20 protein-coding genes are annotated in these 24,925 nt (G+C 61.0%); 11 read left to right on the top strand and 9 right to left on the bottom strand.

Annotated features, from left to right (window positions below):
- Window positions 1–54 precede the first annotated feature (54 nt).
- The 7 genes from LOY35_RS27995 to aspA form a co-directional block, all read right to left on the bottom strand.
- Window positions 55–2,382 carry a S8 family peptidase gene (locus LOY35_RS27995; protein WP_258629368.1) on the bottom strand — a complete coding sequence of 776 codons (2,328 nt, stop codon included), beginning with the start codon at window positions 2,380–2,382 and terminating at the stop codon, window positions 55–57.
- A 188-nt stretch (window positions 2,383–2,570) separates the two neighbouring features.
- Entirely contained in the window at window positions 2,571–3,554 is a 984-nt protein-coding gene (locus LOY35_RS27990) for an AAA family ATPase (RefSeq protein ID WP_258629366.1), read from the bottom strand.
- A 242-nt stretch (window positions 3,555–3,796) separates the two neighbouring features.
- Complete coding sequence (locus tag LOY35_RS27985) at window positions 3,797–4,159, bottom strand: DUF6124 family protein (RefSeq protein ID WP_144928990.1); 363 nt, start codon at window positions 4,157–4,159, stop codon at window positions 3,797–3,799.
- A gap of 533 nt (window positions 4,160–4,692) precedes the next feature.
- Window positions 4,693–5,685, bottom strand: coding sequence for an AraC family transcriptional regulator (locus LOY35_RS27980; RefSeq protein WP_258629364.1), 993 nt, complete (start codon window positions 5,683–5,685; stop codon window positions 4,693–4,695).
- Between the two features lie 199 nt (window positions 5,686–5,884).
- Complete coding sequence (locus tag LOY35_RS27975; protein WP_258629363.1) at window positions 5,885–6,889, bottom strand: asparaginase; 1,005 nt, start codon at window positions 6,887–6,889, stop codon at window positions 5,885–5,887.
- Window positions 6,890–7,021: 132 nt separating this feature from the next.
- The gene (locus LOY35_RS27970) at window positions 7,022–8,470 is read right to left on the bottom strand and encodes a sodium:alanine symporter family protein (RefSeq protein WP_258629361.1); all 1,449 of its coding nucleotides are present in this window, start codon (window positions 8,468–8,470) and stop codon (window positions 7,022–7,024) included.
- A 447-nt stretch (window positions 8,471–8,917) separates the two neighbouring features.
- Window positions 8,918–10,342 (bottom strand): aspartate ammonia-lyase, encoded by a 1,425-nt coding sequence (gene aspA, locus LOY35_RS27965; protein ID WP_258629360.1) that lies wholly within the window; start codon window positions 10,340–10,342, stop codon window positions 8,918–8,920.
- A 181-nt stretch (window positions 10,343–10,523) separates the two neighbouring features.
- Between aspA and LOY35_RS27960 the strand changes: the two genes are divergently transcribed.
- The 5 genes from LOY35_RS27960 (at window position 10,524) to LOY35_RS27940 (ending at window position 14,454) form a co-directional block, all read left to right on the top strand.
- A complete protein-coding gene (locus LOY35_RS27960) occupies window positions 10,524–11,426 on the top strand; it encodes a LysR substrate-binding domain-containing protein (protein ID WP_258629358.1) in 903 nt (300 codons plus the stop codon).
- Window positions 11,427–11,893: 467 nt separating this feature from the next.
- Entirely contained in the window at window positions 11,894–12,385 is a 492-nt protein-coding gene (gene purE / locus LOY35_RS27955) for a 5-(carboxyamino)imidazole ribonucleotide mutase (protein WP_003196369.1), read from the top strand.
- A gap of 12 nt (window positions 12,386–12,397) precedes the next feature.
- Entirely contained in the window at window positions 12,398–13,483 is a 1,086-nt protein-coding gene (locus LOY35_RS27950) for a 5-(carboxyamino)imidazole ribonucleotide synthase (RefSeq protein ID WP_258629357.1), read from the top strand.
- A 100-nt stretch (window positions 13,484–13,583) separates the two neighbouring features.
- On the top strand, window positions 13,584–13,829 hold the full coding sequence (locus tag LOY35_RS27945) for a GlsB/YeaQ/YmgE family stress response membrane protein (protein ID WP_003187057.1): 246 nt from the start codon (window positions 13,584–13,586) through the stop codon (window positions 13,827–13,829).
- Window positions 13,830–13,917: 88 nt separating this feature from the next.
- The gene (locus LOY35_RS27940) at window positions 13,918–14,454 is read left to right on the top strand and encodes a DUF3299 domain-containing protein (RefSeq protein WP_258629355.1); all 537 of its coding nucleotides are present in this window, start codon (window positions 13,918–13,920) and stop codon (window positions 14,452–14,454) included.
- Window positions 14,455–14,586: 132 nt separating this feature from the next.
- On the opposite strand, the gene LOY35_RS27935 is transcribed toward LOY35_RS27940, so the two are convergent.
- Both LOY35_RS27935 and LOY35_RS27930 read right to left on the bottom strand, forming a co-directional pair.
- Window positions 14,587–15,486, bottom strand: coding sequence for a D-hexose-6-phosphate mutarotase (locus tag LOY35_RS27935; protein ID WP_258629354.1), 900 nt, complete (start codon window positions 15,484–15,486; stop codon window positions 14,587–14,589).
- Between the two features lie 57 nt (window positions 15,487–15,543).
- Window positions 15,544–15,948: an acyl-CoA thioesterase gene (locus LOY35_RS27930; RefSeq protein ID WP_024777863.1), complete on the bottom strand. Its 405-nt coding sequence runs from the start codon at window positions 15,946–15,948 to the stop codon at window positions 15,544–15,546.
- A gap of 384 nt (window positions 15,949–16,332) precedes the next feature.
- Here LOY35_RS27930 and LOY35_RS27925 point away from each other — a divergent pair, with 384 nt between their 5' ends.
- From LOY35_RS27925 to phoU, 6 genes are all read left to right on the top strand, one after another.
- Window positions 16,333–17,631 carry an MFS transporter gene (locus LOY35_RS27925; protein WP_258629353.1) on the top strand — a complete coding sequence of 433 codons (1,299 nt, stop codon included), beginning with the start codon at window positions 16,333–16,335 and terminating at the stop codon, window positions 17,629–17,631.
- Between the two features lie 239 nt (window positions 17,632–17,870).
- Entirely contained in the window at window positions 17,871–18,869 is a 999-nt protein-coding gene (locus LOY35_RS27920) for a phosphate ABC transporter substrate-binding protein PstS (protein WP_258629352.1), read from the top strand.
- 470 nt (window positions 18,870–19,339) lie between these two features.
- Window positions 19,340–21,373: an ABC transporter permease subunit gene (locus LOY35_RS27915; protein ID WP_258633758.1), complete on the top strand. Its 2,034-nt coding sequence runs from the start codon at window positions 19,340–19,342 to the stop codon at window positions 21,371–21,373.
- Window positions 21,374–21,388: 15 nt separating this feature from the next.
- The gene (gene pstA / locus LOY35_RS27910; RefSeq protein WP_258629351.1) at window positions 21,389–23,059 is read left to right on the top strand and encodes a phosphate ABC transporter permease PstA; all 1,671 of its coding nucleotides are present in this window, start codon (window positions 21,389–21,391) and stop codon (window positions 23,057–23,059) included.
- Between the two features lie 138 nt (window positions 23,060–23,197).
- On the top strand, window positions 23,198–24,031 hold the full coding sequence (gene pstB, locus LOY35_RS27905) for a phosphate ABC transporter ATP-binding protein PstB (RefSeq protein ID WP_258629350.1): 834 nt from the start codon (window positions 23,198–23,200) through the stop codon (window positions 24,029–24,031).
- A 112-nt stretch (window positions 24,032–24,143) separates the two neighbouring features.
- The gene (phoU, locus tag LOY35_RS27900) at window positions 24,144–24,905 is read left to right on the top strand and encodes a phosphate signaling complex protein PhoU (protein ID WP_258629349.1); all 762 of its coding nucleotides are present in this window, start codon (window positions 24,144–24,146) and stop codon (window positions 24,903–24,905) included.
- The last annotated feature ends 20 nt before the right edge of the window (window positions 24,906–24,925 follow it).

Genomic DNA, 24,925 nt, shown 5'->3' with positions numbered 1-24,925 from the left:
CAAAGCCCATTCATGTCAGCTTGGCTGAGCATGACTGGGCTAATCCAGGGCGACTTACACAGGGTTTACAATCGCTGTTCTAGCCGCAATCACGTTCTGGATCGCTGCATAGAGGTCGACGTCGGCTTGCTCAGTTTTGATTGAGACAATGAGACTGTACCGGGCACGATCGTTATAGCGCTCCTGCTTTAATAGGGTCTTCCACCAGCCGAGGGCCGGGTAAATGCCGATCATGCTGCGGTCGGCCAGTTCAACGGCGGTACCACGCCAGATATCAGAGTGTAGTGAGCCCCTGTGCCGCGTTTGGGGTCCCAATATCCAGTTCGGATCTGTTCCACCGCCCTGATAGATCCCGTCTTCTTCGTCGCGTGCGCGTTTGTTTATACGCTGCCGGAACTGAGCCTTCTCTTCCGTCGGACGGCTTACATCGAACCGCAGACCGTGAGACTCGTACCTGTAACGTCCTTTGATACCGCGCTCGACGACCCCTGGGTTGGGCTCTACGAAGTAGGAAAGTGTCACTCGCATCTCTACGTTGGTGTTGCCAAGATCGAGTAATTCTTGTGTCGGCCAGGGCAGATCATGGAGATGCATGTCGCGAGCTGTGGGATTGCCCTTTATAGGTTTCATGAACGGTTGCAGCTCGTCCTCAACAATCAAGGTAAGCGAGTCGCCGGCGCTCCACAGTGCTCGCCCCAGGTTGGGCACCCCAAAGCCGCAAGTTTTCACCAATCGCTCGTAATCAGCTTTCGATCCTGCACCCAAGAAGTCGCGCTTCATGCGTTCGGTCCACTCAGCAGAGTGGACCATTAACGCCCGAACAGTTTCGGGCCAGAAGACCGGGTACCTGGACGAAATCTGTGCGGCCATACGAGCTGCCAATGCTGAAGCAGCGCTAGTGGCTCTAGTGAGGTCGAGCAGCCTTACAGCAGGAGTGTGGGAGGTCGTCAGTAAGGAGACGGAGGGGTAGTTGTAAGCGGCCAACTGGTCCTTAACCAAGTTACCGCCCTCGAACACCACATCAGGCTTGAGTGGCCAGGCGGTGCGCTGCCAAGTCAACGACGTGGTGCTGTAAGGGCTCAGGCTTCCTGTGGGCGCCACTAGCTGCAACGTGACATCAGGCGGGTCAATTGTGCCTTTTTGAGTATAAGCCCCTACGCAGAGCGCGTTCCAGGATTGCCCAGGGTCATGAATACCGTCAGTAGCATTGCTGTTTGGGTAGTGCAACGCCTGATTCTGATCTGCATTACCGGCCGAAACTACGATCAGCCGTGGATTCGCCCGCTCGCCGAGAACATCGGAGGCTAATCCATCGACTGCTGCGGACCAAGCAGAGGGACGCCCGCGGTCACGAGAGTCGGTGCTTGTAATGGCCATGCTGAACACCCGAGCCACATTCGGTTTTGCGATTTCTGGTAAGGCAATTGCCGCCATGGTGAGGGCACCATAAGGCTCCTTCTGGTTACCCGTGGCGGTCTGCAGAAGCTTCACCGACTCGACCCGATGCTCAATCGTGATGGGACTTTGTGACGATAGCGGCTCAACCAGATCACCATAAAGGGCGAGCCCAGCCAGACCTGTACCGTGCCCCACGTCGTCCTGGATACCCCACGCTGGATCGACGCTGTGCAAATCGTTGAGACCAACATGCGGAGCCAAAAGTGGGTGTCCCGGGTTCACGCCAGTGTCGAGGAGACAGACGCGGACGCTGTTCTCATCGCCCGCAGCGGTCCGTACGAGCAATTCATCGATCCATGTGCGCTGCTCTATTGCGGGCAGAGTGTCGAAGAATTCTGCGGTTTCCTTTGCCCTTCGAATTTCTGCGACTTCATTGAGAAGCAGAATAGATTGGGTAATTGCCGCCTTCGATGCGAAGACGTTCAGCACCGTGCGCTCAGGGAAGTGAAGAGTTTTGTCCGAGGTGTTGAAGCCGGAGGCTTCTGCGATAGCGCGGAATCGACTGAGTACGGCCTCGCGATCTTGTCGGACCGGCAACCAGAACTCCCACCATATCGCATCAGTATCGTTTGTAGGGAGCACCGAGAGATCATCGGTCCACAGTGCATTAAACGCGGCGAACCGGATCTCCTGGATGGGGTTGAGCAGCGGTGCATTGCGTGGCTGCCCCTTGGTCGTGTTCGCCTCTAGGTACTGGCGTATAAGATTCTCAAAAGCCTTTAGCTGGCCATCAGGAACGAAAACTGTCGCCATGTCGACATGGTTCTTTCGGTCACGGCGAAAGTTGAGCAACTCGATGCGTTGCGCTCCACGGGCAAGTCCCTCGAAGGCCAATTCGAATCCCGGGAAGCTTCTGAACTCGATCTGCAGGCCAAACCCACTATCTCGACCGGATTGGCGTTGAAGGTTAATGGCCTCGGTCATCTGCGCGTCAACGGATCGCAGTTGGCCAAGCAAGGCCGCACCGTGTGTGTTTCGGTCTTGACGCGGGAAGTGTGGGTCTCTGCTTGCGGATGCTGTGGAACGGAATCGTTCTGGCTGTCCCGTTCCCTGGAAATGAAAGTGTGGTCGCTGTCCTGCCTTGGGTTCCGTCATTTAGAGGCTTTACTTCCTTAAGAACGTTGTCTCCCGTGGAAAGCCTTGCGCTCTTCAAGGTGCTTTTCCACATCCTTGATGTCGACCTGTGGGCGGTCCTGAATGATCGCGTCCTTGATCGCATCGTCTGCTGCTTTTCCCAGCTCTGCGTAGCTGAGCCCCTCTGCAATCTTGCAGAGCTTGTCCCAGCTACGAATCGACTTCGAAAAATTAACAAGTCGATTCTTTAGCACTGCTTTGGTTTGTTCCTGATTAGGAAGCCCGTATTCGATAACGTCATCGAAACGGCGGAACAAGGCGTAGTCGAGAATTTCTGGGTGGTTGGTGGCCGCAATGATTAGGCTGTTGGACTGATCCTGCTCAATCATTTGCAGGAAACTGTTCAGAACGCGACGAATCTCGCCTACGTCGTTAGCCAGACCGCGTTGCGAACCGATCGCATCGAACTCGTCAAAAAAATAGATGCCGCGAGTATCGCGTATGGCATCGAAGATCTGTCGGAGCTTCGCAGCAGTCTCCCCCATGAATTTGGTAATGAGACTGTCTAGTCGAACAACGTAGAGAGGAATGCCTAATTCGCCAGCAAGTGCGGAGGCGGTCATGGTCTTGCCGGTACCGGGTGGGCCAACAAGCAGGAGCTTGCGACGTGGCGATAAACCGTGAGCGCGGATCTTCTCGAAGTTACGCTGCTCATTGATGATCCGGGCTAAGCGATTGTGTGTGGCCTCATCCAAAATCATTTCCGCAAATCGAGTACGAGGTAGAGCGGCAGACAGCAGATTGCCCAGCTCGCCCCGTGGTTGACCGATCGGAACCGGAGAGCTCAAGGGCATGCGATTCTTCTTGGCCGAGTCGATGAGAGCTCGCAGGTCTTCCGCAAGCTTTCCATGCCCCTGTTTTGCTTCATGGGCCGCTACCTGCATAGCGACAGACAGGAAATGGGCATCATCTCCCTTGATGTGTGAGCGCAGAAGCGCTTTTAGATGTTCGCTGCTAGCCATAATGTCCAATCCTGCTGTGCCGGTAGTGTAACCGCTTAGAGGCGATTAGCCCTGATCGGATCAATTTTTCCGCTGCTTGGTAGCGGTCCGTGTTGGGCTGAGCGTTTCATTGTCGAGCCGCCTAGATTGACCGGAACTCATTAATGGATGATGGCTGCTTCTGGCCGATTATTGCCTGGTGCCAAGCAGATGAAAGCAAGCCCGACGCAACGCGTCGGGCTTTTATTGTAGGAATTTTGTAGCTACCGCGGCTCAACGTTATCCAACGCCCGGTTCGCCAGTAATGAACTCAGCTCGATCAATTGCTGAATGCCAAGGGCAACGTGGCGGCGAGAGCCATCCAATTCGAATGCGAGATCACTGACCATCGCGTCAGCCGAAGCCAGGGTTTCGCTGAGGTTGGCGAGCAGGCATTCGGTGTCGACGTCTTCTACGACGGTGAACAGCTGACCCGGTTGAGTGGTGGCTTCAGGTTTTTCCGGTTTCGGTAAAAGGTAGAAATCCAGGGCACGTTTGGCGGCGGCGTCGAGTTTTTGGGCGTTGATGCCGTCGGCGTAGGGGGAGGTGGGGTCTGCTTCAGGAGGATTGGGGGTGATCTTGAACATGGTGGTGCTCCTTTCGTAAGAGGAATCGTCACCGTCTGCCGCCAAGCAGATGGGGTGACGGATTACACAAGGTTGGCGGACCGGAACGAAAGGAACCCGGCATCCCCGAGGGGATCCTTGCGCAACCCGTCATAACAAGAGCATGCAAGGCCAGGGGCATTGCAATCATGTTTGAGGGTATTGCGCCTTTCGTGTTCCGGGCCGCCAAGCCCGGTCGCTGAGTGTGCAGCGACGGGGATTACGATAGGGGCCAGGGCCTGGGCGCACAAGCGGGCGGATTCTGGCGTAGTTGTAGGCAAAGGCGCAAGGTTGGGTAGCCTGGTGGAAGGCTGGCGGTCAGGGCATGCGATGCGGGCTGGAGATGGCTGCAAAATGTATGGCGAAGGAGCTTGCTCCCGTTCGGCGGCGTAGCCGTCGTGGGTTGGCTGGTGTGGTTTTCGGTAGGAATGCGTCGGCTGGATTGGGGCTGCTGCGCAGCCCGGCGGGGATAAATCCCCTCGCCACAGGAGATAAAAGCTGTCCCCAGGATGGGCTCAGGGTCTGAACTGGCTCGGCGCCACGCCGCTCCAGCGGACGAAGGCGTGGCGGAAGCTGGCGGTTTCGCTGAAGCCCAGCAGTTCGGCGATGCGGTGGATAGGGAGTTGGTCCTCGCAGAGCATCTGTTTGGCCCGTTCGAAGCGCAGTTCGTCCAGCAGTTCCTGGTAGCTGCAACCCGAATCCTTGAGATGACGGCGCAGGGTGCGGGCGGAGCAGTTCATTTGTTCGGCCAGACCTTCCAGACCTGGGGCGGCGTCGAGTTGGGCGGCGAGCAGTTGGCGGATGCGGCCCAGCCAGGCCTGGCGGCCGGTGAATTCGATGTTTTGCTTGCGGCAGCGTTCGACCATGGCGTGGTGAGTGATGGGGTCGGCCAGGGGAAGGGGGTGGTCGAGCCAGGGGCGGTCGAAGGCAAAGGCGTTGTCGACGGCATCGAAATGGACCGGGCAATCGAAAAGGGCCCCGTAGCGGGCGTGGTAGTCCGGTGCCGGGTGTTCGAAGCGCGCCGCGCGCAAGGGCAGCGCGTGGCCGAGCAGGTCGTTGCAGATGACCTTCAGCGAAACCATGCAGAATTCGGCGTTGAACGCGGCCAGCGCCGGGTTCTCCCGATAATCGCTGGCGCTGAGCCAGACCGCTTCATCGTCTTCCTCCAGGTTCAGCTCGAAGAGTGTTCCCAATAGCGCCGGATAGCGTAGCGCCAGTTGCAAGGCGTCACCTAAGGTGGCACTGGTGAGCAGGGCGTAGCCGAGGATGCCGTAGGAAGAAACGTGCATGCTGCACCCCAATTCCAGGCCGATGTCGCGCTTGAGGGCCACGGCGTTGGCGCAGACCTGCATTTCCTGATTGGTGGTGATACGCGTGTCGGCCCGGCTCAGGTCCGCCGCGCTGATGCCGCTGCCGGCCAGTAATACGTCACTGGGCGGGCCCTCATGTTTGAAGGCGTTGAGCACCAGGGAGACGGCGTTGAGGGTGGTGAGGTGGGAATGAAGCATGTCCGTTTCCAGCCTGGGGAAGCTGTAAATGGAGCAAGTTGTGTGCCGGGAGTAAAGCCCAAAGCTGCCATGCCTCGTGGCAGCAAACTGTAGGAGCAAAGCCTGCTCGCGATATATCGCCGCGATTTCTGAGGATCGCGTCAACTTTGTCGCGGGCAAGCCTTGCTCCCACAGGCCACTCGTCAGGTGTGCGTGGCGGTCAGATCAGCTCGCCGCACAGGTCCAGCTCAACCAGCCGCCGAACCTCGTCCACCGGCAGCCCTGCGCCGATCAGCGCCTGCAACTTGCCGAACGCCGCCTCGCGGGTCATGCCGCCGCCGGACAACACGCCGACGCCGCGCAAACGGCTGCCGGCCTCGTACACGTCCAGCTCGACGCCGCCTTCATGGCATTGCGTCACGGCCACCACCACCACGCCGCTGTCCCGCGCTCGGGCGAGGCTGGCGAGGAAGGCCGGGTTGTCGCTCGGGCCGGTGCCGCTGCCGTAGCATTCCAGCACCAGGCCCTGGATGCCGCTGCCCAGCAGGCCGTCGAGGATGTCGGCGCTGATGCCCGGAAACAGCGGCAGTGCCGCGACGTTGGCCAATTGCTTGGGCTGGTTGTAATTCAGCTGTGCCGGCAGCGAAGTGGCTTTGGCGCCGCCGCCCTGGCGCTCCAGGCGTTTGAACGGATGGCGACCGAAGCTGCGCACTTTCGCGCAACGGGTCGGCGCCAGCAGTTCGCCGTGGAAGTACAGGTGCACACCTGGCGCCAGGCCCTGGCCGAGAGCGACCAGGGCGCCGCTGAGGTTTTCCCAGGCGTCGCTGTCGGTCACACCGGCGGGCAGCATGGAGCCGGTGAAGCAGACACGGGCAGGCAAGCCCAACAGCTGGAAACTCATCGCCGCCGCGCTGTAGGCCAGGGTGTCGGTGCCGTGCAGGATCAACACGCTGTCGCAACCCTGCTCATCCACGGCGTCGACTACTGCTTCGCGCAGTTGCTGCCAATAGGCGGGGGTCATGTTGGCGCTGTCGATCAGCGGCGACATTTCCCGGAAGCGCCATTGCGGGATGACCAGTTCAGGTTGGCTGTGCAGGTAGTCGCGCATGCGTGCTTCGAAGCCGGAGGCCGGGGCGAGGCCGTGGGCGCTGGCTTGCATGCCGATGGTACCGCCGGTGTAGAGCACCATGACGTGCTGGGCGGTAGGGTAGGTCGAGGAATTCATGGTCGTTCTCCGAGGACGAAAACGGCAGCTTCGTCGAGCTGCCCCAACATAAGGTCGAGCATGACGCCGACCTTACGCTGTGTCACGCCGGGCGCAGGGGATGCGCCCGGTTTTTTGCAGCAGGCTTGCCGATCAGCGTTGCGCTGCGGCCACACCGGTCACCGCGTCAGGCTGGGGAGCCGATGCGGATGGGGTGGCTGGCCAGGCTTTGCGGTCCAGGTCCAGGTCCGGGAATTTGCTGGAATCGAAGACCGGAGTCTTGATGCCGGCCGAACGCTGGGCGTCGTAGTCGCGCAGGATGCGCATGCCGACCTTGAACAGCAGGAACAGCGCGATCAGGTTCACGAACGCCAGCAGGGTCATGGTGATGTCGGCGAAGGCGAACACGGTGCTGAGGTTTTCGATGGCGCCCCAGAAAATCAGCACCAGTACCAGTGCGCGATAACCGATCAGTGCCTTGCGGTTTTCACCGAGCATGAAGCGCAGGTTGTTCTCGCCCAGGTAGTAGTTGTAGAGGATCGAGGTGAACACGAACAACGCCAGGGCCACGGAGATGAACATCCGGCCCCAGTCACCGACCACGGCGGCCAGGGAGTTCTGGGTCAGGGCAATGCCGTCGCCTTCGAAGCCAGGGGTGTAGAAACCCGACAGCAGAATCAGCAACGCGGTGCAGGTGCAGATCACGAAGGTGTCCAGGAACACACTGAACGCCTGGACCACGCCTTGGGCGACCGGGTGCTCGACCGATGCAACGGCGGCCACGTTAGGCGCACTGCCCAGGCCCGCTTCGTTGGCGAAGACGCCGCGCTTGACGCCCATGACGATGGCGCTGCCGATCAGGCCGCCGAACGCCTGGTCCAGACCGAAGGCACTCTTGACGATAGTTGCCAGCATGGCCGGTACGTGGTCGAACTGCAGCACGATCACGTAGATGGTCACGGCGATGTAGGCCAATGTCTTGACCGGTACCAGCAGGTCCGCAACCTTGGCGATACGCTTGATCCCGCCGATGAACACCAGGCCCAGCAGCACCGCCAGGCCCAGGCCGGTGTAGGTGGTGTCGAGGCCGAAGGCGTTGTTCAACGAGTGGGTCACGGCGTGGGCTTGCAGGCCGTTGAAGGCGAAGCCGAAAGTGACCAACAGCAGGAAGGCCATGATCATGCCCAACCAGCGCTTCTGCAGGCCGTGCTGGATGTAATAGGACGGGCCGCCACGGTACTGGCCTTCGGAGTCGCAGCGCTTGTACAGCTGGCCGAGGGAACACTCGAAGAAGCTGCTGGACATGCCGACCAGCGCGGTCACCCACATCCAGAACACTGCGCCGGGGCCGCCGAGGGTCACGGCGATGCCGACGCCGGCAATGTTGCCCGCGCCGACACGACCGGCGAGGCTGAGCATCAGGGCCTGGAAGGAACTGAGCTGGTCGGTGCTGCTTTTGAGGCTGTCACGGAACACCGCGAACATGTGGAAGAAATGACGGAACTGGACGAAACGCGAGCGGATCGTGAAGTAGCTACCGAGCCCGACAATGAGCAGGATAAGCACTTTCCCTGAGAGGAAGTCGTTGATGACTTCGAGCATGAGTATTCCTCGCTGTTTTTTGTTTAAGCAAATGCTGGCCATTTGGAAACATCCCGAAACATCCGTCGGCGCACGGCTTGACAGGTGAGGCGAGGTTTCGTCCCGGTCCAATTCGCGGGTTGTTATTAGTTCGGGTTTCGCATGTTTAAGTCTCGCTACCGACGACCACACATGGCGAAGAGGGGCGGCACTATACCTATCAGTGCGATGCCCGTCTGCACGGTTGTGGTGCAAGCGACGAAACGACGCGCTGGAATTAACGAAAATCGCAGCCTTCGACAGCCCTTTTCAGGAGCTGTCGAAGGCTGCGATCTTCTTTCGGTGTTGTCGTTTTCGGCATAAGGCCTCCGTGGCAGTGGCAAAAAAAGGGCTTGGGGAATAATCCCCAAGCCCTCAAAAGGTGAGAGGTGTCTAGTCCCTCGACCTGGTGAGCGGTGGTTGCATCGATCACGCTTTCAGCGGGACCAGACGCGGAGCAATCATGTTTTCCGGGCGCAGGATGTCGTCGAGCATGGCGTCGTCGAGCAAGCCTTCTTCACGCACCAGTTCCAGCACGCCACGGCCGCTTTCCAGGGCAACACGGGCGATGCGGGTGGCGTTTTCATAGCCGATGTACGGGTTCAGGGCGGTGACCAGGCCGATCGAGTGCTCGACCAGTTCGCGGCAGCGCGCTTCGTTGGCGGTGATGCCGACGATGCAGTGCTCGCGCAGCATGTCCATGGCCCGTTGCAGCAGGCGGATCGAGTCGAAGATCTTGAAGGCGATCAGCGGCTCCATCACGTTCAGCTGCAGTTGGCCGCCTTCGGCTGCCATGGTCAGGGCCAGGTCGTTGCCGATGATCTGGAACGCCACCTGGTTGACTGCTTCGGGGATGACCGGGTTGACCTTGCCGGGCATGATCGAACTGCCTGGCTGGCGGACCGGCAGGTTGATTTCGTTGATGCCGGTACGTGGTCCGCTGGACAGCAGGCGCAGGTCGTTGCAGATTTTCGACAGCTTCACCGCGGTGCGCTTGAGCATGCCGGAGAACAGGACGAAGGCACCCATGTCGGATGTGGCTTCGATCAGGTCGGCGGCCGGTACCAGCGGTTGGCCGCTGATGGTTGCCAGGCGCTGCACGGCCAGGGCCTGGTAGCGCGGGTCGGCGTTGATGCCGGTGCCGATGGCGGTGCCGCCCAGGTTCACTTCGGTGAGCAGTTCGGGCGCCAGGGTTTTCAGGCGTGCAAGATCTTCGCTCAGGGTGGTGGCGAAGGCGCGGAATTCCTGGCCGAGGGTCATCGGCACGGCGTCCTGCAGCTGGGTACGGCCCATTTTCAGGACGTGGCTGAACTCTTCACTCTTGTTGGCGAACGACTGGATCAGGCTGTCGAGGCTGGCCAGCAACGCGTCATGACCCAGCAGCAGACCCAGGCGGATCGCGGTCGGGTAGGCGTCGTTGGTAGACTGCGCCATGTTCACGTCATTGTTCGGGTGCAGGTACTGGTATTCGCCTTTCTGGTGGCCCATGGCCTCCAGGGCGATGTTGGCGATGACTTCGTTGGCATTCATGTTGGTCGACGTGCCGGCGCCGCCCTGAATCATGTCCACCACGAATTCTTCGTGGAAATCGCCGCGGATCAGACGGGCACAGGCTTCGCTGATGGCTGCATGCTTGGCTTCGCTGAGTTGGCCCAACTCGCGGTTGGCGTCAGCGGCGGCCTGTTTGACCATTGCCAGACCGACCACCAGCTTGGGGTAATGCGAGATCGGAACGCCCGAGAGACGGAAGTTGTTCACCGCTCGCAGGGTCTGGATGCCGTAATACGCTTGCGCTGGTACTTCGAGTACGCCAAGCAGGTCTTTTTCTGTGCGGAATGATGCAGCGGAGGACATGATGGAAATCATCTCGATAAGGACCCGGTCTGTGCCGGAACGCTGTGGATCGTAGGCTTTCGTAAACGTAAGGGCCAATGCTGTTAAACACTGCCCTATGCTTATTCGGCATAATGTGGATGTGACGTCGGCGGTACGGCGGACGTGTGACCTGTTTTGGTGCATGTTTCGGGAGAACGTGATGAATCTTGAAAGCAAATGGCTCGAGGACTTCAGTGCCCTGGCGGCTACCCGCAGTTTCTCCCAGGCGGCCGAGCGGCGTTTCGTCACGCAACCGGCGTTCAGCCGGCGGATTCGTAGCCTGGAAGCGGCGCTGGGGCTGACCTTGGTCAACCGCTCCCGCACGCCGGTCGAGCTGACGGCGGCAGGGCAATTGTTCCTGGTGACGGCGCGCACCGTCGTGGAGCAACTGGGCGAGGTGCTGCGGCATTTGCATCATCTGGAGGGTGGACAGGGCGAGGTGATCCAAGTGGCGGCCGCGCATTCCCTGGCCCTGGGCTTCTTCCCGCGCTGGATCGCGCAACTGCGCAACGAAGGCATGAACATCGCCACGCGCCTGGTGGCAACCAACGTCGGCGATGCCGTCCATGCCCTGCGTGAGGGCGGTTGCGACCTGATGCTGGCGTTCTACGACCCGGATTCGGCGATGCAGATGGATCCGGAAATCTTCCCTTCGTTGCACCTGGGCCAGACCGAAATGCTGCCGGTGTGTGCCGCCGACGCCAACGGCAAACCGCTGTTCGACCTCGAAGGGGAGGTCAGCGTGCCGTTGCTGGCCTACAGCGCCGGGGCGTTTCTCGGCCGCTCGGTGAACCAGTTGCTGCGCCAGCGGGCGCTGCGCTTCACCACGGTCTATGAAACGGCCATGGCCGACAGCTTGAAAAGCATGGCCCTGGAGGGCCTGGGCATCGCCTGGGTGCCGCAACTGAGCGTGCGCGCCGAACTGGCCAGGGGCGAACTGGTGATTTGCGGCGGCGCGCAATGGCACGTCCCACTGGAGATCCGCCTGTACCGCTGCGCCCTGGTGCGCAAGGCCAACGTGCGGTTGTTGTGGCGCAAGCTCGAAGGCGGCGCTGGCTCCTGAAAGCACGCACAACCCTGTGGGAGCGAGCCTGCTCGCGATAGCGGTGGGTCAGGCAACATTGATGCTGAATGTCAGCCCGTCATCGCGAGCAGGCTCGCTCCCACAGGGTTTGTGTCGTTCACAACGTATGGAATCAATACAGATCAGATGTGGGAGCGGGCTTGCTCGCGAAGGCGGCGTGCCAGTCACCACCTTCTGCACTGATACTCCGCTTTCGCGGGCAAGCCCGCTCCCACAGAGGGATCTGGGGTGTTCTTGTATTGACCTTCAAGTCAATAAAACCGCCGTCCACGCACAAATGACAGATGGTCGCGACAGGGGCTGTTTATCTGCTTCATTGCGGTATACTGCGCGGCCTTCGGCCGGTCCAGATCGGCCATTATTCGTACAACAAGCCACGCCGGTTTCCCGCGTGGCTTGTTGTTTTTTGACGCGCCTGCGGGCGCCCAGAGAGAAGAGGCACATTGATGAGTGCATTGGTTGGCGTGATCATGGGCTCCAAGTCCGATTGGTCCACCCTTAGCCACACCGCCGATATGCTGGAAAAGCTCGGCATCCCTTATGAGGTGAAAGTGGTCTCCGCCCACCGCACCCCGGACCTGCTGTTCCAGTACGCCGAAGAGGCCGAGGCCCGTGGCATCGAGGTGATCATCGCCGGTGCCGGTGGCGCGGCTCACCTGCCAGGCATGTGTGCAGCCAAGACCCACCTGCCGGTGCTGGGCGTGCCGGTGCAGTCGTCGATGCTCTCGGGCGTCGATTCACTGTTGTCCATCGTGCAGATGCCGGCCGGCATTCCGGTCGCGACCCTGGCCATCGGCAAGGCCGGCGCGATCAACGCCGCCCTGCTGTCGGCGAGCATCCTGGGCGCCAAGCATCCACAATTCCATACCGTGCTGAAAAAATTCCGCGCTGAGCAGACAGACAGCGTCCTGGACAATCCAGACCCACGCATTGCCTGAGGTTGTTGACGAATGAAGATCGGTGTAATCGGTGGCGGCCAGTTGGGTCGCATGTTGGCCCTGGCGGGTACGCCGCTGGGGATGAACTTCGCTTTCCTGGACCCGGCGCCGGACGCCTGTGCCGCCGCGCTGGGTGAACACCTGCGAGCCGACTACGGCGACCAGGATCACTTGCGCCAACTGGCCGATGAAGTCGATCTGGTGACCTTCGAGTTCGAGAGCGTCCCGGCCGAGACCGTTGCCTTCCTGTCCCAGTTCGTCCCGGTCTACCCGAGCGCCGAAGCCTTGCGCATCGCCCGTGACCGCTGGTTCGAGAAGAACATGTTCAAGGACCTGGGCATTCCCACCCCGGCCTTCGCCGACATTCAATCCCAGACCGACCTGGAAGCCGCCGTCGCTGCCATCGGCCTGCCGGCCGTGCTCAAGACCCGTACCCTGGGTTATGACGGCAAGGGCCAGAAGGTCCTGCGCAACCCTGAAGACGTCGCCGGTACGTTCGCCGAGCTGGGCAGCGTGGGCTGCCTGCTGGAAGGTTTCGTGCCGTTCACCGGTGAAGTCTCGCTGATTGCCGTGCGCGCCCGCGACGGTGAAATCCGTTTCTACCCGTTAGTACACAACACCCACAAGGACGGCATTCTCAAGCTCTCCGTGGCCAGCACCGACCATCCGCTGCAGGCCCTGGCCGAAGATTATTCCAGCCGGGTGCTCAAGCAGCTCGACTACGTCGGCGTGATGGCGTTCGAGTTCTTCGAAGTGGACGGCGGTCTCAAGGCCAACGAAATCGCGCCGCGGGTGCACAACTCCGGGCACTGGACCACCGAAGGCGCCGAGTGCAGCCAGTTCGAAAACCACCTGCGGGCGGTCGCCGGGCTGCCGCTGGGCTCGACCGCCAAGGTCGGCGAAAGCGCGATGCTGAACTTCATCGGCAAGGTACCGGACACCGAAAAGGTCCTGGCGATTGCCGATTGCCATCTGCATCACTATGGCAAGGCGTTCAAAGTCGGGCGCAAGGTCGGTCACGCCAATCTGCGTTGCGCTGACCGGGCCACGCTGGCCCAGCAGATCATCAAGGTCGAGACGCTGATCGCCGAGCAATAATCTGCAACACGATTGGAACCATTCGTCGGCCGGATTCTCTCATGGCAAGGTGCCAAAGTCTGACTAGGCTTTGGCTATCTCACTTAAAAGGGGAATTGCCATGGGAATCATCGGAACCATCTTCATCGGCTTGATCGTTGGCCTGCTGGCACGCTTCCTGAAACCGGGCGATGACAGCATGGGCTGGATCATGACCATCCTGCTCGGTATCGGCGGTTCGCTGGCAGCCACCTATGGCGGCCAGGCCCTGGGTATCTACCAGGCCGGGCAAGGCGCCGGTTTCATTGGCGCCCTGGTCGGCGCGATCGTGTTGCTGGTGATCTACGGCCTGATCAAAAGAAACTGAGTCAATGCGACAAAGCCCTCTGCGCATGGCGCGCGCAGGGGGCTAGAATGCCCGGCGTTCCATCCATCACTCATTGCCGAGCCCTTTCATGCGCCGTCTAGTGTTGACCCTTCTTCTGCTGGGCAGTGGCCTGGCCCATGCTGCCGAGCTGCCGGAAACCGACTGGCTCGAACTGATGCCCAAGTCGGACCAGAAAGCCCTCGAGGCCATGCCCGAGATCGACCACAATTCCCCCGAAGCCAATGGCACCTTCACCAACAAGGGTGGCCTGAAGCAAAGCAAAGGCTTGCCGGCGGTGATGTATTCGACCAAGACCGTGGCCTCGATGAACGACAAGCACATCCGCATCGGCGGCTACCCGGTGCCGCTGGAAACCGACGCCAAGGGCCGCGGTACGTTGTTCTTCCTGGTGCCATACCCCGGCGCCTGCATCCACGTCCCGCCACCGCCGCCTAACCAACTGGTGCTGGTACGCTACCCCAAGGGCCTGAAGCTGGACGACATCTACACGCCGCTGTGGGTGACCGGCACGCTGAAGATCGAAAAGGTCGACAACGACCTGGCGAGCGCGGCGTATGCGCTGGATGCGGAGAAGGTGAGGGTGGTGCAGGAATCGGATTTGTAGCTTAAATCGACGTGACGCAGATCCCTTGTGGGAGCGAGCCTGCTCGCGATAGCGGTGGATCAGTCAAGGTAATGGTGGCTGACAGATCGCTATCGCGAGCAGGCTCGCTCCCACAGAGGGATGTGATGGGGCTTAGAGCGGTTTGCTCCTGATGCTCACGCCCAGGGTATGACTGGCCTCGGGCAACAGCGTCACCACATCGTCCATCACGTTCGCCGTCTCGATACACAGCATGCGCTGCCAGCCATCGTCGGCCATGTCGCTGAAGGCCTTGGCGCGTTCGGTCCAGGGGTTCCAGATCACCGCCGAGCGTGAGCCGCTGCTGGTCAGTTCGATCCGTCGTTCCCAATGTGGGTCGACGATGCTCAGTGTCGCCGGGGTATCGAGATAGACACGGTCGGTCTCGCCGGCAAAGTGCAGGTCGCCGGCCTGGATGGCGGTTTTCCAGTCGTCCAGGGTTTCGATGTAGTTCAAGCCGGCCACGCCTTCGACGTGCACGTTGCGCACGTCGCTCACGGCGAAATAGCTGTGCAGCGCCTGGCTGAGGCTGACGGTTTCGCTGCCGCGGTTATGGCTGGTGAGACTGATGTGCAGTTGCGCGTCCATCACGATGGTCAGCGTCAGATCGACCTGATGAGGCCAGCCCGCCAGGCCGTTTTCGGGGTAGGGCAGTACGAACTCGATTTTCAGGCCTTCGCCCTCGGCCTCGATGCCTTTCAATTCCCAATCCATCGCCCGCACCAGGCCATGGGCGGTGGCCGGCTCGTTGCTCACGCGCATGGCCTGGACGCTGTCGGGGTTGCGGGTCAGGTTGCCGAACCATGGCCAGCACACCGGCACACCGGCGCGGATGCTCTTGCCGGCCTTGAAGGTCGCCTGGTCGTTGAGCCAGATCAGCGGCGGTTGGCCATTCACTTGATAGCTGAGGATATGCGCGCCTTGCTGGGCCACCAGCAACTCGGCTTGACCGTGACGGATACGCCAGCCATTGAGTTCATCCAGTTTGACGGCTTCGACATTGGGCGTGGGCATACTGCAAACCTCGTTCAGGAACAGGAACCGCAATGGACCACAAAACGGTCGTCGCGTTTAACGAGCGCGCGGCGGAACCGAACGGGTGCGGCCACTGCCGTCGATGGCGACGAAGACGAACACCGCCTCGGTCACCTTGCGCCACTCACTGGACAGCGGGTCGTCGCTCCAGACCTCGACCATCATCTGGATCGAGCTGCGGCCGATTTCCAGGGTCTGGGTGTAGAACGACAGCTGTGCGCCCACGGCCACTGGCACCAGGAACGCCATGCGATCGATCGCCACGGTCGCCACGCGCCCGCCGGCTACCCGGCTGGCCATTGCCGTGCCGGCGAGGTCCATCTGGGACACCAGCCAGCCACCGAAGATATCGCCGAAACCGTTGGTGTCGCGGGGAAGCGCAGTGATTTGCAAGGCAAGGTCGCCTTGCGGGATTGGATCTTCTTGTTCGAGCTCTATCATGCCGGGGGTGCCTCTGACCCGTAACGCTGTCTTGTACTTCAGGTGAATAGCCGTCTTTGTAAAAAACGATTCAGCCCGAACACAGTGCGTTCGTCACGTTTTTCGTAAAGGCGCGCTAAAGGGAGACTCTGCGAAACCGGCTGGCCCTGGTGTTTTCTCCTACAAACCCTGCACCACCAACGACGTTTTCGCACAGCAACCCCTTACAGAGTGTCGCAAGCTAGCGAGTATATCGGGCGATAGCCGTCGAGACGACCACCCGGTTCTGATTTCGACCGAGAATCACGCGCCTCCCTGTGCTTTTTCCAACAATTTGCTATCGTGCCGAACTGCTTCAACCCCGATTTGCGGGTTGCAGAACCGACTATAAGAGAAGCCTTCGCCATGACCACTGCGCCTTCGAGCACGGCAGCCCCTGCGCAACCCGCCCGTCCGCTGACCCGCAACGACTACAAGACCCTGTCGCTGTCCGCCCTGGGCGGCGCCCTGGAGTTCTACGATTTCATCATTTTCGTGTTCTTCGCCACCGTGGTCGGCAAATTGTTCTTCCCCGCCGACATGCCCGAGTGGCTGCGCCTGATGCAGACGTTCGGCATCTTTGCCGCCGGCTACCTGGCCCGGCCCCTGGGCGGGATCGTCATGGCGCACTTCGGCGACCTGCTGGGGCGCAAGAAGATGTTCACCCTGAGCATCTTCATGATGGCCGTACCCACCCTGATCATGGGCCTGTTGCCCACCTACGCGCAGATCGGCATGTGGGCGCCGATCCTGCTGTTGCTGATGCGGGTGATCCAGGGTGCGGCCATTGGCGGTGAAGTGCCGGGGGCCTGGGTGTTCGTCTCCGAACACGTTCCGGGGCGCCACATCGGTTATGCCTGCGGCACGCTCACCTCGGGCCTGACGGCGGGGATCCTGCTGGGTTCCTTGGTGGCCACCGTGATCAACAGCCTCTATACGCCGGTGGAAGTGGCGGATTACGCCTGGCGCATTCCGTTTCTGCTGGGCGGTGTGTTCGGCCTTTTTTCGGTGTACCTGCGCCAGTGGCTCCACGAAACCCCGGTGTTCGCCGAGCTGCAACTGCGCAAGGCCCTGGCTGAAGAAGTGCCGCTGCGCGCGGTGCTGCGCGATCATCGCGGTGCCATTGTTATCTCCATGCTGCTGACCTGGCTGTTGTCCGCCGCCATCGTGGTGCTGATCCTGATGACCCCGACGGTCTTGCAGACGGTCTACCATTTCGCGCCGACCACTGCCTTGCAATCCAACAGCGTGGCGATCGTGATGCTGAGCATCGGCTGCATCCTGGCAGGGGCCCTGGCGGACCGCTTCGGTGCGGGGCGGGTCTTCGTTTTCGGTTGCGCCGCATTGCTGGTCAGTGCCTGGACCTTCTACCACAACCTGGCCGACCATCCGCAGTGGCTGTTCCCGATGTATGCCCTCACCGGCCTGCTGGTGGGCACCATCGGTGCGGTGCCCTACGTCATGGTCAAGGCCTTCCCGCCGGTGGTGCGCTTCAGCGGCCTGTCATTCTCCTACAACGTGGCCTACGCGGTTTTCGGCGGCCTGACGCCGATGATCGTCAGCCTGCTGCTCAAGGAAAGCCCGATGGGGCCGGCTTATTATGTGGCGGTGTTGTGTGGGGTCGGGATGGTGGTGGGTGGCTATCTGTGGAAGAAGGGGCGCTAGCCGTTCGTTTTTCATCGACTTTACTGGCCTCATCGCGAGCAGGCTCGCTCCCACAATGGTTCTGCGCCATCGCGTAAACCCTGTGGGAGCTAGCCTGCTCGCGATAGAGGACTCTGCGAATCATCCTGTAAAACTCAATGCTGGCCTTTCATCCAATTGTCATATTTCAGCCATAGAGTGTTCACACGGCTTACCGATACTTGGCCGACTTAACACACCCTATCTGCTAGGAGTAAGGCATGAAACTGAAGCGTTTGATGGCGGCAATGACTTTTGTCGCTGCTGGCGTTGCGACTGCCAACGCGGTTGCCGCTGTTGACCCTGCGATCCCGAGCTACACCAAGACCACTGGTGTGTCGGGCAACCTGTCCAGCGTCGGCTCCGATACCCTGGCAAACCTGATGACCTTGTGGGCCGAGAACTACAAGAAGGAATACCCGAACGTAAACATCCAGATCCAGGCCGCCGGTTCCTCCACCGCGCCGCCCGCGCTCACCGAGGGCACCTCCAACCTGGGCCCGATGAGCCGCAAGATGAAGGACAACGAACTGCAGGCCTTCGAGCAGAAGTACGGCTACAAGCCAACCGCTATCCCGGTTGCCGTGGACGCCCTGGCTGTATTCGTGCACAAGGACAACCCGATCCAGCACCTGACCATGGAACAGGTCGACGCGATCTTCTCGTCCACCCGCCTGTGCGGCGCCAAGGCTGACGTCAAGACCTGGGGCGACCTGGGCGTGACCGGTGACCTGGCCAACAAGCCGGTCCAACTGTTCGGTCGCAACTCGGTATCCGGCACCTATGGCTACTTCAAGGAAGAAGCCCTGTGCAAAGGTGACTACAAGCCAAACGTCAACGAACAGCCTGGCTCGGCTTCGGTCGTGCAGTCGATCAGCTCCTCGCTGAACGGCGTGGGTTACTCGGGTATCGGCTACAAGACCGCCAGCGTGAAAACCGTCGCCCTGGCCAAGAAAGGCGGCACCGAGTTCATCGAAGACACCGAAGAAAACGCACTGAACGGCAAATACCCGCTGTCGCGTTTCCTCTACGTGTACGTCAACAAGGCACCGAACAAGCCTCTGGCCCCGCTGGAAGCCGAGTTCGTGAAGCTGGTCCTGTCCAAGCAAGGCCAGGAAGTCGTGGTCAAGGATGGCTACATCCCATTGCCAGCCAAAGTAGCCGCCAAGGCGCTGGCTGACCTGGGTCTGTCGGAAGGCGGCAACGTCGCCAAGCAGTAACACCTGAGCCCGGGCCAACGCCCGGCTCTTTGTGGGAGCGGGCTTGCTCGCGAATGCGGTGGATCAGTCGGCATCGATGTTGAATGCTGGTCCCTTCGCGAGCAAGCCCGCTCCCACAGACACTAATTTCCTCTCCGCTGCCAGTTTCCACGGGTGGCGGATTTGTTGCGTCACTGCATTGTCATCTTTCTGTCATACAGGATCGCTAGGGTGTGCGCATGAATGATCTGGCCAATTCCACAATGACTACGACTTCCCCTCCCAAGCGCATTGATTTCAATACGCCTGAGCTGCAACGCAAGCGCCGTATCCGCGCGCTCAAGGACCGCCTGACCCGCTGGTACGTTCTGGTCGGCGGCCTTGCCGTCCTGGCTGCCATTACCTTGATCTTCTTTTTCCTCGCCTACGTGGTGCTGCCCCTGTTCCAGGGCGCGGAACTGACGGCCAAGGACTCGATCACCCCGGCCTGGATGCAGGATGCCGGCAAGCCGCTGATGATCGCCATCGAAGAACAGAACCAGGTCGTCATGCGGGTTTCCGACAAGGGCCAGGCGTTGTTCTACAACATCGACAGCGGTGCCGAGTTGCGCCGTGTCGACCTGCCGGTGCCCGCCGGTGTCCGCGTAACATCCATTGGCGAAGACCAGCCCGGCAGCCCGCTGGTGGCCATCGGTCTGTCCAATGGCCAGGCCCTGGTGTTCCGTCACACGTATAAGGTCAGCTACCCGGACGGCAAGAAGACCATCAGTCCGGCCGTCGAATACCCTTATGGCGAAACGCCTATCGCCCTGAATGAACAGGGCGCGCCGCTGGAGCATGTCAGCCTCAACGCCACCGATTCGACCCTGCTGATCGCCGGTTCCAGCGGCGCCCAGTTGCAGGTGCTGTCGATCACCAGCGAAGAAAACATGATGACCGGTGAAGTTACCAGCGAGCAGACGCGGATCGATCTGCCGCAGATGACCGAGCCGGTGAAGAACATCTTTGTCGACCCGCGCCAGCAGTGGCTCTATGTGGTCAACGGCCGGGCCCAGGCCGACGTGTTCAGCCTGCGGGACAAGAGCCTCAACGGGCGCTACAAATTGCTGGAAAACGCCGACGCCCAGGTGACCACTGCGACCCAACTGGTGGGCGGGATCTCGTTGATCGTCGGCGACTCCAAGGGCGGTCTGTCCCAGTGGTTCATGGCCCGGGATCCTGACGGCGAGCAACGCCTGAAGCAGATCCGCACCTTCCAGATGGGCACCGCGCCCATCGTCGAGATCACTGCCGAAGAGCGCCGCAAAGGCTTCGTCGCCCTCGACGCCGCCGGCAAGCTGGGTGTGTTCCACAGCACCGCCCACCGTACATTGCTGGTGGACCAGGTGGTCGACGGACAGGGCATATTCGGCATGTCGCCCCGGGCCAACCGGCTGATCGTGGAGCAGGGCGGCAAGCTGCAGCCGCTGTCGCTGGACAACCCGCACCCGGAAGTTTCCTGGAGCGCGTTGTGGAGCAAGGTCTGGTACGAGAACTACGATGAGCCAAAATACGTCTGGCAATCGACCGCCGCCAACACCGACTTCGAACCCAAGCTGAGCCTGTCGCCGCTGACCTTCGGTACGCTGAAAGCCGCGTTCTACGCCATGTTGCTGGCGGCTCCCCTGGCGGTGGCCGCCGCCATCTACACCGCGTACTTCATGGCCCCCGGCATGCGCCGCAAGGTCAAGCCGGTGATCGAACTGATGGAAGCCATGCCGACGGTGATCCTCGGCTTCTTCGCCGGCCTGTTCCTGGCGCCCTATGTCGAAGGGCACCTGCCGGGCATCTTCAGTCTGCTGATGCTGTTGCCGATTGGCATCCTGGTGGCCGGTTTTGTCTTCAGCCGCCTGCCGGAGTCTATTCGCCTGAGGGTGCCGGACGGCTGGGAAAGTGCGCTGCTGATCCCGGTGATCCTGTTCGTGGGCTGGCTCTCGTTGTACATGAGCCCGTACATGGAAGCCTGGTTCTTCGGCGGCGACATGCGCATGTGGATCTCCCATGACCTGGGCATCACCTACGACCAGCGCAACGCCCTGGTGGTGGGGCTGGCGATGGGCTTCGCGGTGATCCCGAACATCTACTCCATCGCCGAGGACGCCGTGTTCAGCGTGCCTCGCGGCCTGACCCTGGGCTCCCTGGCCCTGGGCGCCACGCCTTGGCAGACCATGACCCGGGTGGTAATCCTCACCGCCAGCCCGGGCATCTTCTCGGCGCTGATGATCGGCATGGGCCGCGCGGTGGGCGAAACCATGATCGTCTTGATGGCCACCGGCAACACTCCAGTCATGGAAATGAACCTGTTCGAAGGCCTGCGGACCCTGGCGGCCAACGTGGCGGTGGAAATGCCCGAATCGGAAGTCGGCGGCAGCCATTACCGCGTGCTGTTCCTCTCGGCGCTGGTGTTGCTGTTGTTCACGTTCATCATGAACACCGTCGCCGAGCTGATCCGTCAGCGTCTGCGCAAGAAATATTCGTCGCTTTAAGAAAGGTAGAAGTCTGTGAAACAGAACTCCCTGAAAGGATGGTTCAAGAGCGGCGCCCCCGGCGTCTGGATCAGCGGTGGCGCGGTGTCCATCGCGGTTATCATGACCATTGGCTTGCTGGCGGTGATCGCCGTGCGTGGCCTGGGTCATTTCTGGCCGGCGGACCTGATCCACGCCAACTACAACGTGCCGGGCATGCCCGCGCACCTGGTGGTCGGCGAAGTGGTGCAGAAGGAAGAAGTGCCCCGTGAGCGCCTGAAGAGTGCCGGCCTGCCAGTGCCGGACGAAGGCCCCGAGTTCATGACCCGCGAGCTGATCAAGGTCGGCAACCGGGACCTGAACGGCACCGACTTCACCTGGATCGTCGGCGACTGGCTGAACGACCAGACCACGCCGCCGGAGCTGATGGCCATCGAGCGCCGTGAGTGGGGCAACTTCTACGGCTACCTGGTCAACGTCAAGGAAGAAGGCAAGGTCGTCGCCGAGGGCGAGGCTGCCTGGCCGCAGTTGCAGGCTCGCATTGCGCGGGTCAACCAGCTCGCCGCCGAGCTCAAGACCCTGGAAAAATCCGATATCGGCGCGATCAACGCCGGCCTGGAGCGTATCCGCCTGCACGGTCGCAAGCTGGAGCTGGAGGGCAAGCTCGATGCCGCGGCCCAAGCCGATATGGCCAGCGAACGTGCCGAGCTCGATGCGCGCTACAAGGAAATTGAAGCGCGCCTGACCGATCTGCACGCCCAGTTCAACCGCGACAGCCTGACCGCCCGCGATGCCAACGGCAAGGAAGTGGAAATCGGCATCGGCAAGGTGGTGCGCGCTTACCAGCCGAACGGCATGGGCACCTTTACCAAGCTCGGATTCTATTTCAGCAAGGTCTGGGAGTTCCTCAGCGACGACCCCCGTGAAGCCAACACCGAAGGCGGGATCTTCCCGGCGATTTTCGGCACGGTGATGATGACCCTGATCATGGCGATGATCGTGACGCCGTTCGGCGTGCTGGCGGCGGTCTACCTGCGCGAATACGCCCGACAGGGCCCGATGACCCGCCTGATCCGTATTGCGGTGAACAACCTGGCGGGCGTACCGGCCATCGTTTATGGCGTGTTCGGCCTGGGCTTCTTCGTCTATGTGCTGGGTGGCTCGGTTGACCGTCTGTTCTTCCCCGAAGCGCTGCCGGCGCCGACCTTCGGCACCCCGGGCCTGCTCTGGGCCTCTCTGACCCTGGCCCTGCTGGCAGTCCCAGTGGTGATCGTGGCGACCGAAGAAGGCCTGGCGCGGATCCCGCGTACCGTGCGTGAAGGCTCCCTGGCCCTCGGCGCAACCAAGGCCGAGACCCTGTGGAAGATCGTCCTGCCGATGGCGAGCCCGGCGATGATGACCGGCATGATCCTCGCGGTGGCCCGCGCCGCCGGTGAAGTGGCGCCGCTGATGCTGGTGGGCGTGGTGAAACTGGCGCCGTCGCTGCCCCTGGACGGCAACTACCCCTACGTGCACCTGGACCAGAAGATCATGCACCTGGGCTTCCATATCTATGACGTGGGCTTCCAGAGCCCGAACGTCGAAGCGGCGCGGCCCCTGGTCTACGCCACGGCGCTGCTGCTGGTGTTGGTGATCGCCACGTTGAACCTGTCGGCCGTATGGATCCGTAACCACCTGCGCGAGAAATACAAAGCACTGGATAGCTGATTTCACACTGATTTTCTGTGGGAGCGAGCCTGCTCGCGATGGCATCACTTCGGTGCAAAGCCAAACCGAGTCGCCTGGATCGCGAGCAGGCTCGCTCCCACACAACCGAACCGAATTTGTTAGCACAGGGAGCCTCCCATGCAACACGAAGCACATACACGCGGCATCAACATGTCGGCCCTGGGTCGCAACAAGCAGAGCCTGAACCTGGCCGATGAAACCGTCGCCATCGAAGTGCCTGGCCTGAGCCTGTTCTACGGCCAGAAGCAGGCCTTATACGACGTCAGCCTGAACATCCCGAAACAACGCGTGACCGCATTCATCGGTCCGTCGGGCTGCGGCAAGTCGACCCTGCTGCGCACCTTCAATCGCATGAACGACCTGGTGGACGATTGCCGCGTCGAGGGTGAAATCAACCTCTACGGCAACAACATCTACCGCAAGGGCGAAGACGTTGCCGAGTTGCGCCGTCGCGTGGGCATGGTGTTCCAGAAGCCCAACCCGTTCCCGAAGACCATCTACGAGAACGTGGTCTACGGCCTGCGCATCCAGGGCATCAACAAGAAGCGCATTCTCGATGAAGCCGTGGAATGGGCGCTCAAGGGCGCGGCCCTGTGGGATGAGGTCAAGGACCGTCTGCATGACTCGGCCCTGGGCCTGTCCGGTGGTCAGCAGCAACGCCTGGTGATTGCCCGCACCATCGCCGTGGAACCGGAAGTGCTGCTGCTCGACGAACCCTGCTCGGCCCTGGACCCGATCTCGACGTTGAAGGTCGAAGAGTTGATCTACGAGCTCAAGTCCAAGTTCACCATCGTCATCGTGACCCACAACATGCAGCAGGCGGCGCGGGTTTCCGACTATACGGCCTTCATGTACATGGGCAAGCTGGTGGAATTCGGCGATACCGACACCTTGTTTACCAATCCGGCCAAGAAGCAGACCGAAGACTACATCACCGGTCGCTACGGCTAGCGGCAGCTGCGAGCCGTAAGCTTCAGGCGGCAAGTAAAAGCAGTTCAGCGTAACGACACAAATCAGCTTGCAGCTTGAAGCTTGCAGCTCACAGCTTTTGCGGAGCAAAACCATGATTTCGAAGGAAGGCCTTACTCACCACATTTCCGCCCAGTTCAACGCCGAGCTGGAGGAGGTGCGCAGCCACCTGCTGGCCATGGGCGGGCTGGTGGAGAAACAGGTCAACGACGCGGTGACTGCGCTGATCGAGGCTGACTCCGGCCTGGCCCAGCAGGTGCGTGAGATCGACGACCAGATCAATCAGATGGAACGCAACATCGACGAAGAATGCCTGCGCATCCTGGCCCGTCGCCAGCCGGCCGCTTCCGACCTGCGGCTGATCATCAGCATCTCCAAGTCGGTGATCGATCTTGAGCGGATCGGCGACGAAGCCACCAAGATCGCCCGTCGCGCCATCCAGTTGTGCGAAGAAGGCGAGGCGCCACGGGGCTATGTCGAAGTGCGTCATATCGGCGACCAGGTGCGCAACATGGTGCGTGATGCCCTGGACGCCTTCGCCCGCTTCGACGCCGACCTGGCGCTGTCGGTGGCCCAGTACGACAAGATCATCGACCGCGAATACAAGACCGCCCTGCGTGAACTGGCCACCTACATGATGGAAGACCCGCGCTCGATCTCCCGGGTGCTGAGCATCATCTGGGTGCTGCGTTCCCTGGAGCGTATCGGCGATCATGCGCGCAACATCTCCGAACTTGTGATCTACCTGGTGCGCGGTACCGACGTACGGCACATGGGGCTCAAGCGAATGAAGGAAGAAGTTGAGGGCACCCCGTCCGAAACCACTAATGTTCCGGGCGAAACTGACGATAAGTAGGATTGCCAAGAAAAGCGCCC

This window comes from Pseudomonas sp. B21-028, from assembly GCF_024749045.1.
GTDB lineage: Bacteria > Pseudomonadota > Gammaproteobacteria > Pseudomonadales > Pseudomonadaceae > Aquipseudomonas.
Note: the sequence above shows the minus strand (reverse complement) of the source record. Positions and strands in the feature narration are given on the sequence as shown.

Excerpts from the sequence above, each read along its gene's own strand:
- LOY35_RS27920 (WP_258629352.1), top strand. The coding sequence starts at position 17,871 with ATGAAACTGAAGCGTTTGATGGCGGCAATGACTTTTGTCGCTGCTGGC.
- phoU (WP_258629349.1), top strand. The coding sequence starts at position 24,144 with ATGATTTCGAAGGAAGGCCTTACTCACCACATTTCCGCCCAGTTCAAC.
- LOY35_RS27975 (WP_258629363.1), bottom strand. The coding sequence starts at position 6,889 with ATGAATTCCTCGACCTACCCTACCGCCCAGCACGTCATGGTGCTCTAC.
- LOY35_RS27930 (WP_024777863.1), bottom strand. The coding sequence starts at position 15,948 with ATGATAGAGCTCGAACAAGAAGATCCAATCCCGCAAGGCGACCTTGCC.
- LOY35_RS27935 (WP_258629354.1), bottom strand. The coding sequence starts at position 15,486 with ATGCCCACGCCCAATGTCGAAGCCGTCAAACTGGATGAACTCAATGGC.
- LOY35_RS27970 (WP_258629361.1), bottom strand. The coding sequence starts at position 8,470 with ATGCTCGAAGTCATCAACGACTTCCTCTCAGGGAAAGTGCTTATCCTG.
- LOY35_RS27940 (WP_258629355.1), top strand. The coding sequence starts at position 13,918 with ATGCGCCGTCTAGTGTTGACCCTTCTTCTGCTGGGCAGTGGCCTGGCC.
- LOY35_RS27980 (WP_258629364.1), bottom strand. The coding sequence starts at position 5,685 with ATGCTTCATTCCCACCTCACCACCCTCAACGCCGTCTCCCTGGTGCTC.
- LOY35_RS27995 (WP_258629368.1), bottom strand. The coding sequence starts at position 2,382 with ATGACCGAGGCCATTAACCTTCAACGCCAATCCGGTCGAGATAGTGGG.
- LOY35_RS27985 (WP_144928990.1), bottom strand. The coding sequence starts at position 4,159 with ATGTTCAAGATCACCCCCAATCCTCCTGAAGCAGACCCCACCTCCCCC.
- LOY35_RS27990 (WP_258629366.1), bottom strand. The coding sequence starts at position 3,554 with ATGGCTAGCAGCGAACATCTAAAAGCGCTTCTGCGCTCACACATCAAG.
- LOY35_RS27945 (WP_003187057.1), top strand. The coding sequence starts at position 13,584 with ATGGGAATCATCGGAACCATCTTCATCGGCTTGATCGTTGGCCTGCTG.
- LOY35_RS27960 (WP_258629358.1), top strand. The coding sequence starts at position 10,524 with ATGAATCTTGAAAGCAAATGGCTCGAGGACTTCAGTGCCCTGGCGGCT.
- aspA (WP_258629360.1), bottom strand. The coding sequence starts at position 10,342 with ATGTCCTCCGCTGCATCATTCCGCACAGAAAAAGACCTGCTTGGCGTA.
- LOY35_RS27950 (WP_258629357.1), top strand. The coding sequence starts at position 12,398 with ATGAAGATCGGTGTAATCGGTGGCGGCCAGTTGGGTCGCATGTTGGCC.
- pstB (WP_258629350.1), top strand. The coding sequence starts at position 23,198 with ATGCAACACGAAGCACATACACGCGGCATCAACATGTCGGCCCTGGGT.
- LOY35_RS27915 (WP_258633758.1), top strand. The coding sequence starts at position 19,340 with ATGCAGGATGCCGGCAAGCCGCTGATGATCGCCATCGAAGAACAGAAC.
- LOY35_RS27925 (WP_258629353.1), top strand. The coding sequence starts at position 16,333 with ATGACCACTGCGCCTTCGAGCACGGCAGCCCCTGCGCAACCCGCCCGT.
- purE (WP_003196369.1), top strand. The coding sequence starts at position 11,894 with ATGAGTGCATTGGTTGGCGTGATCATGGGCTCCAAGTCCGATTGGTCC.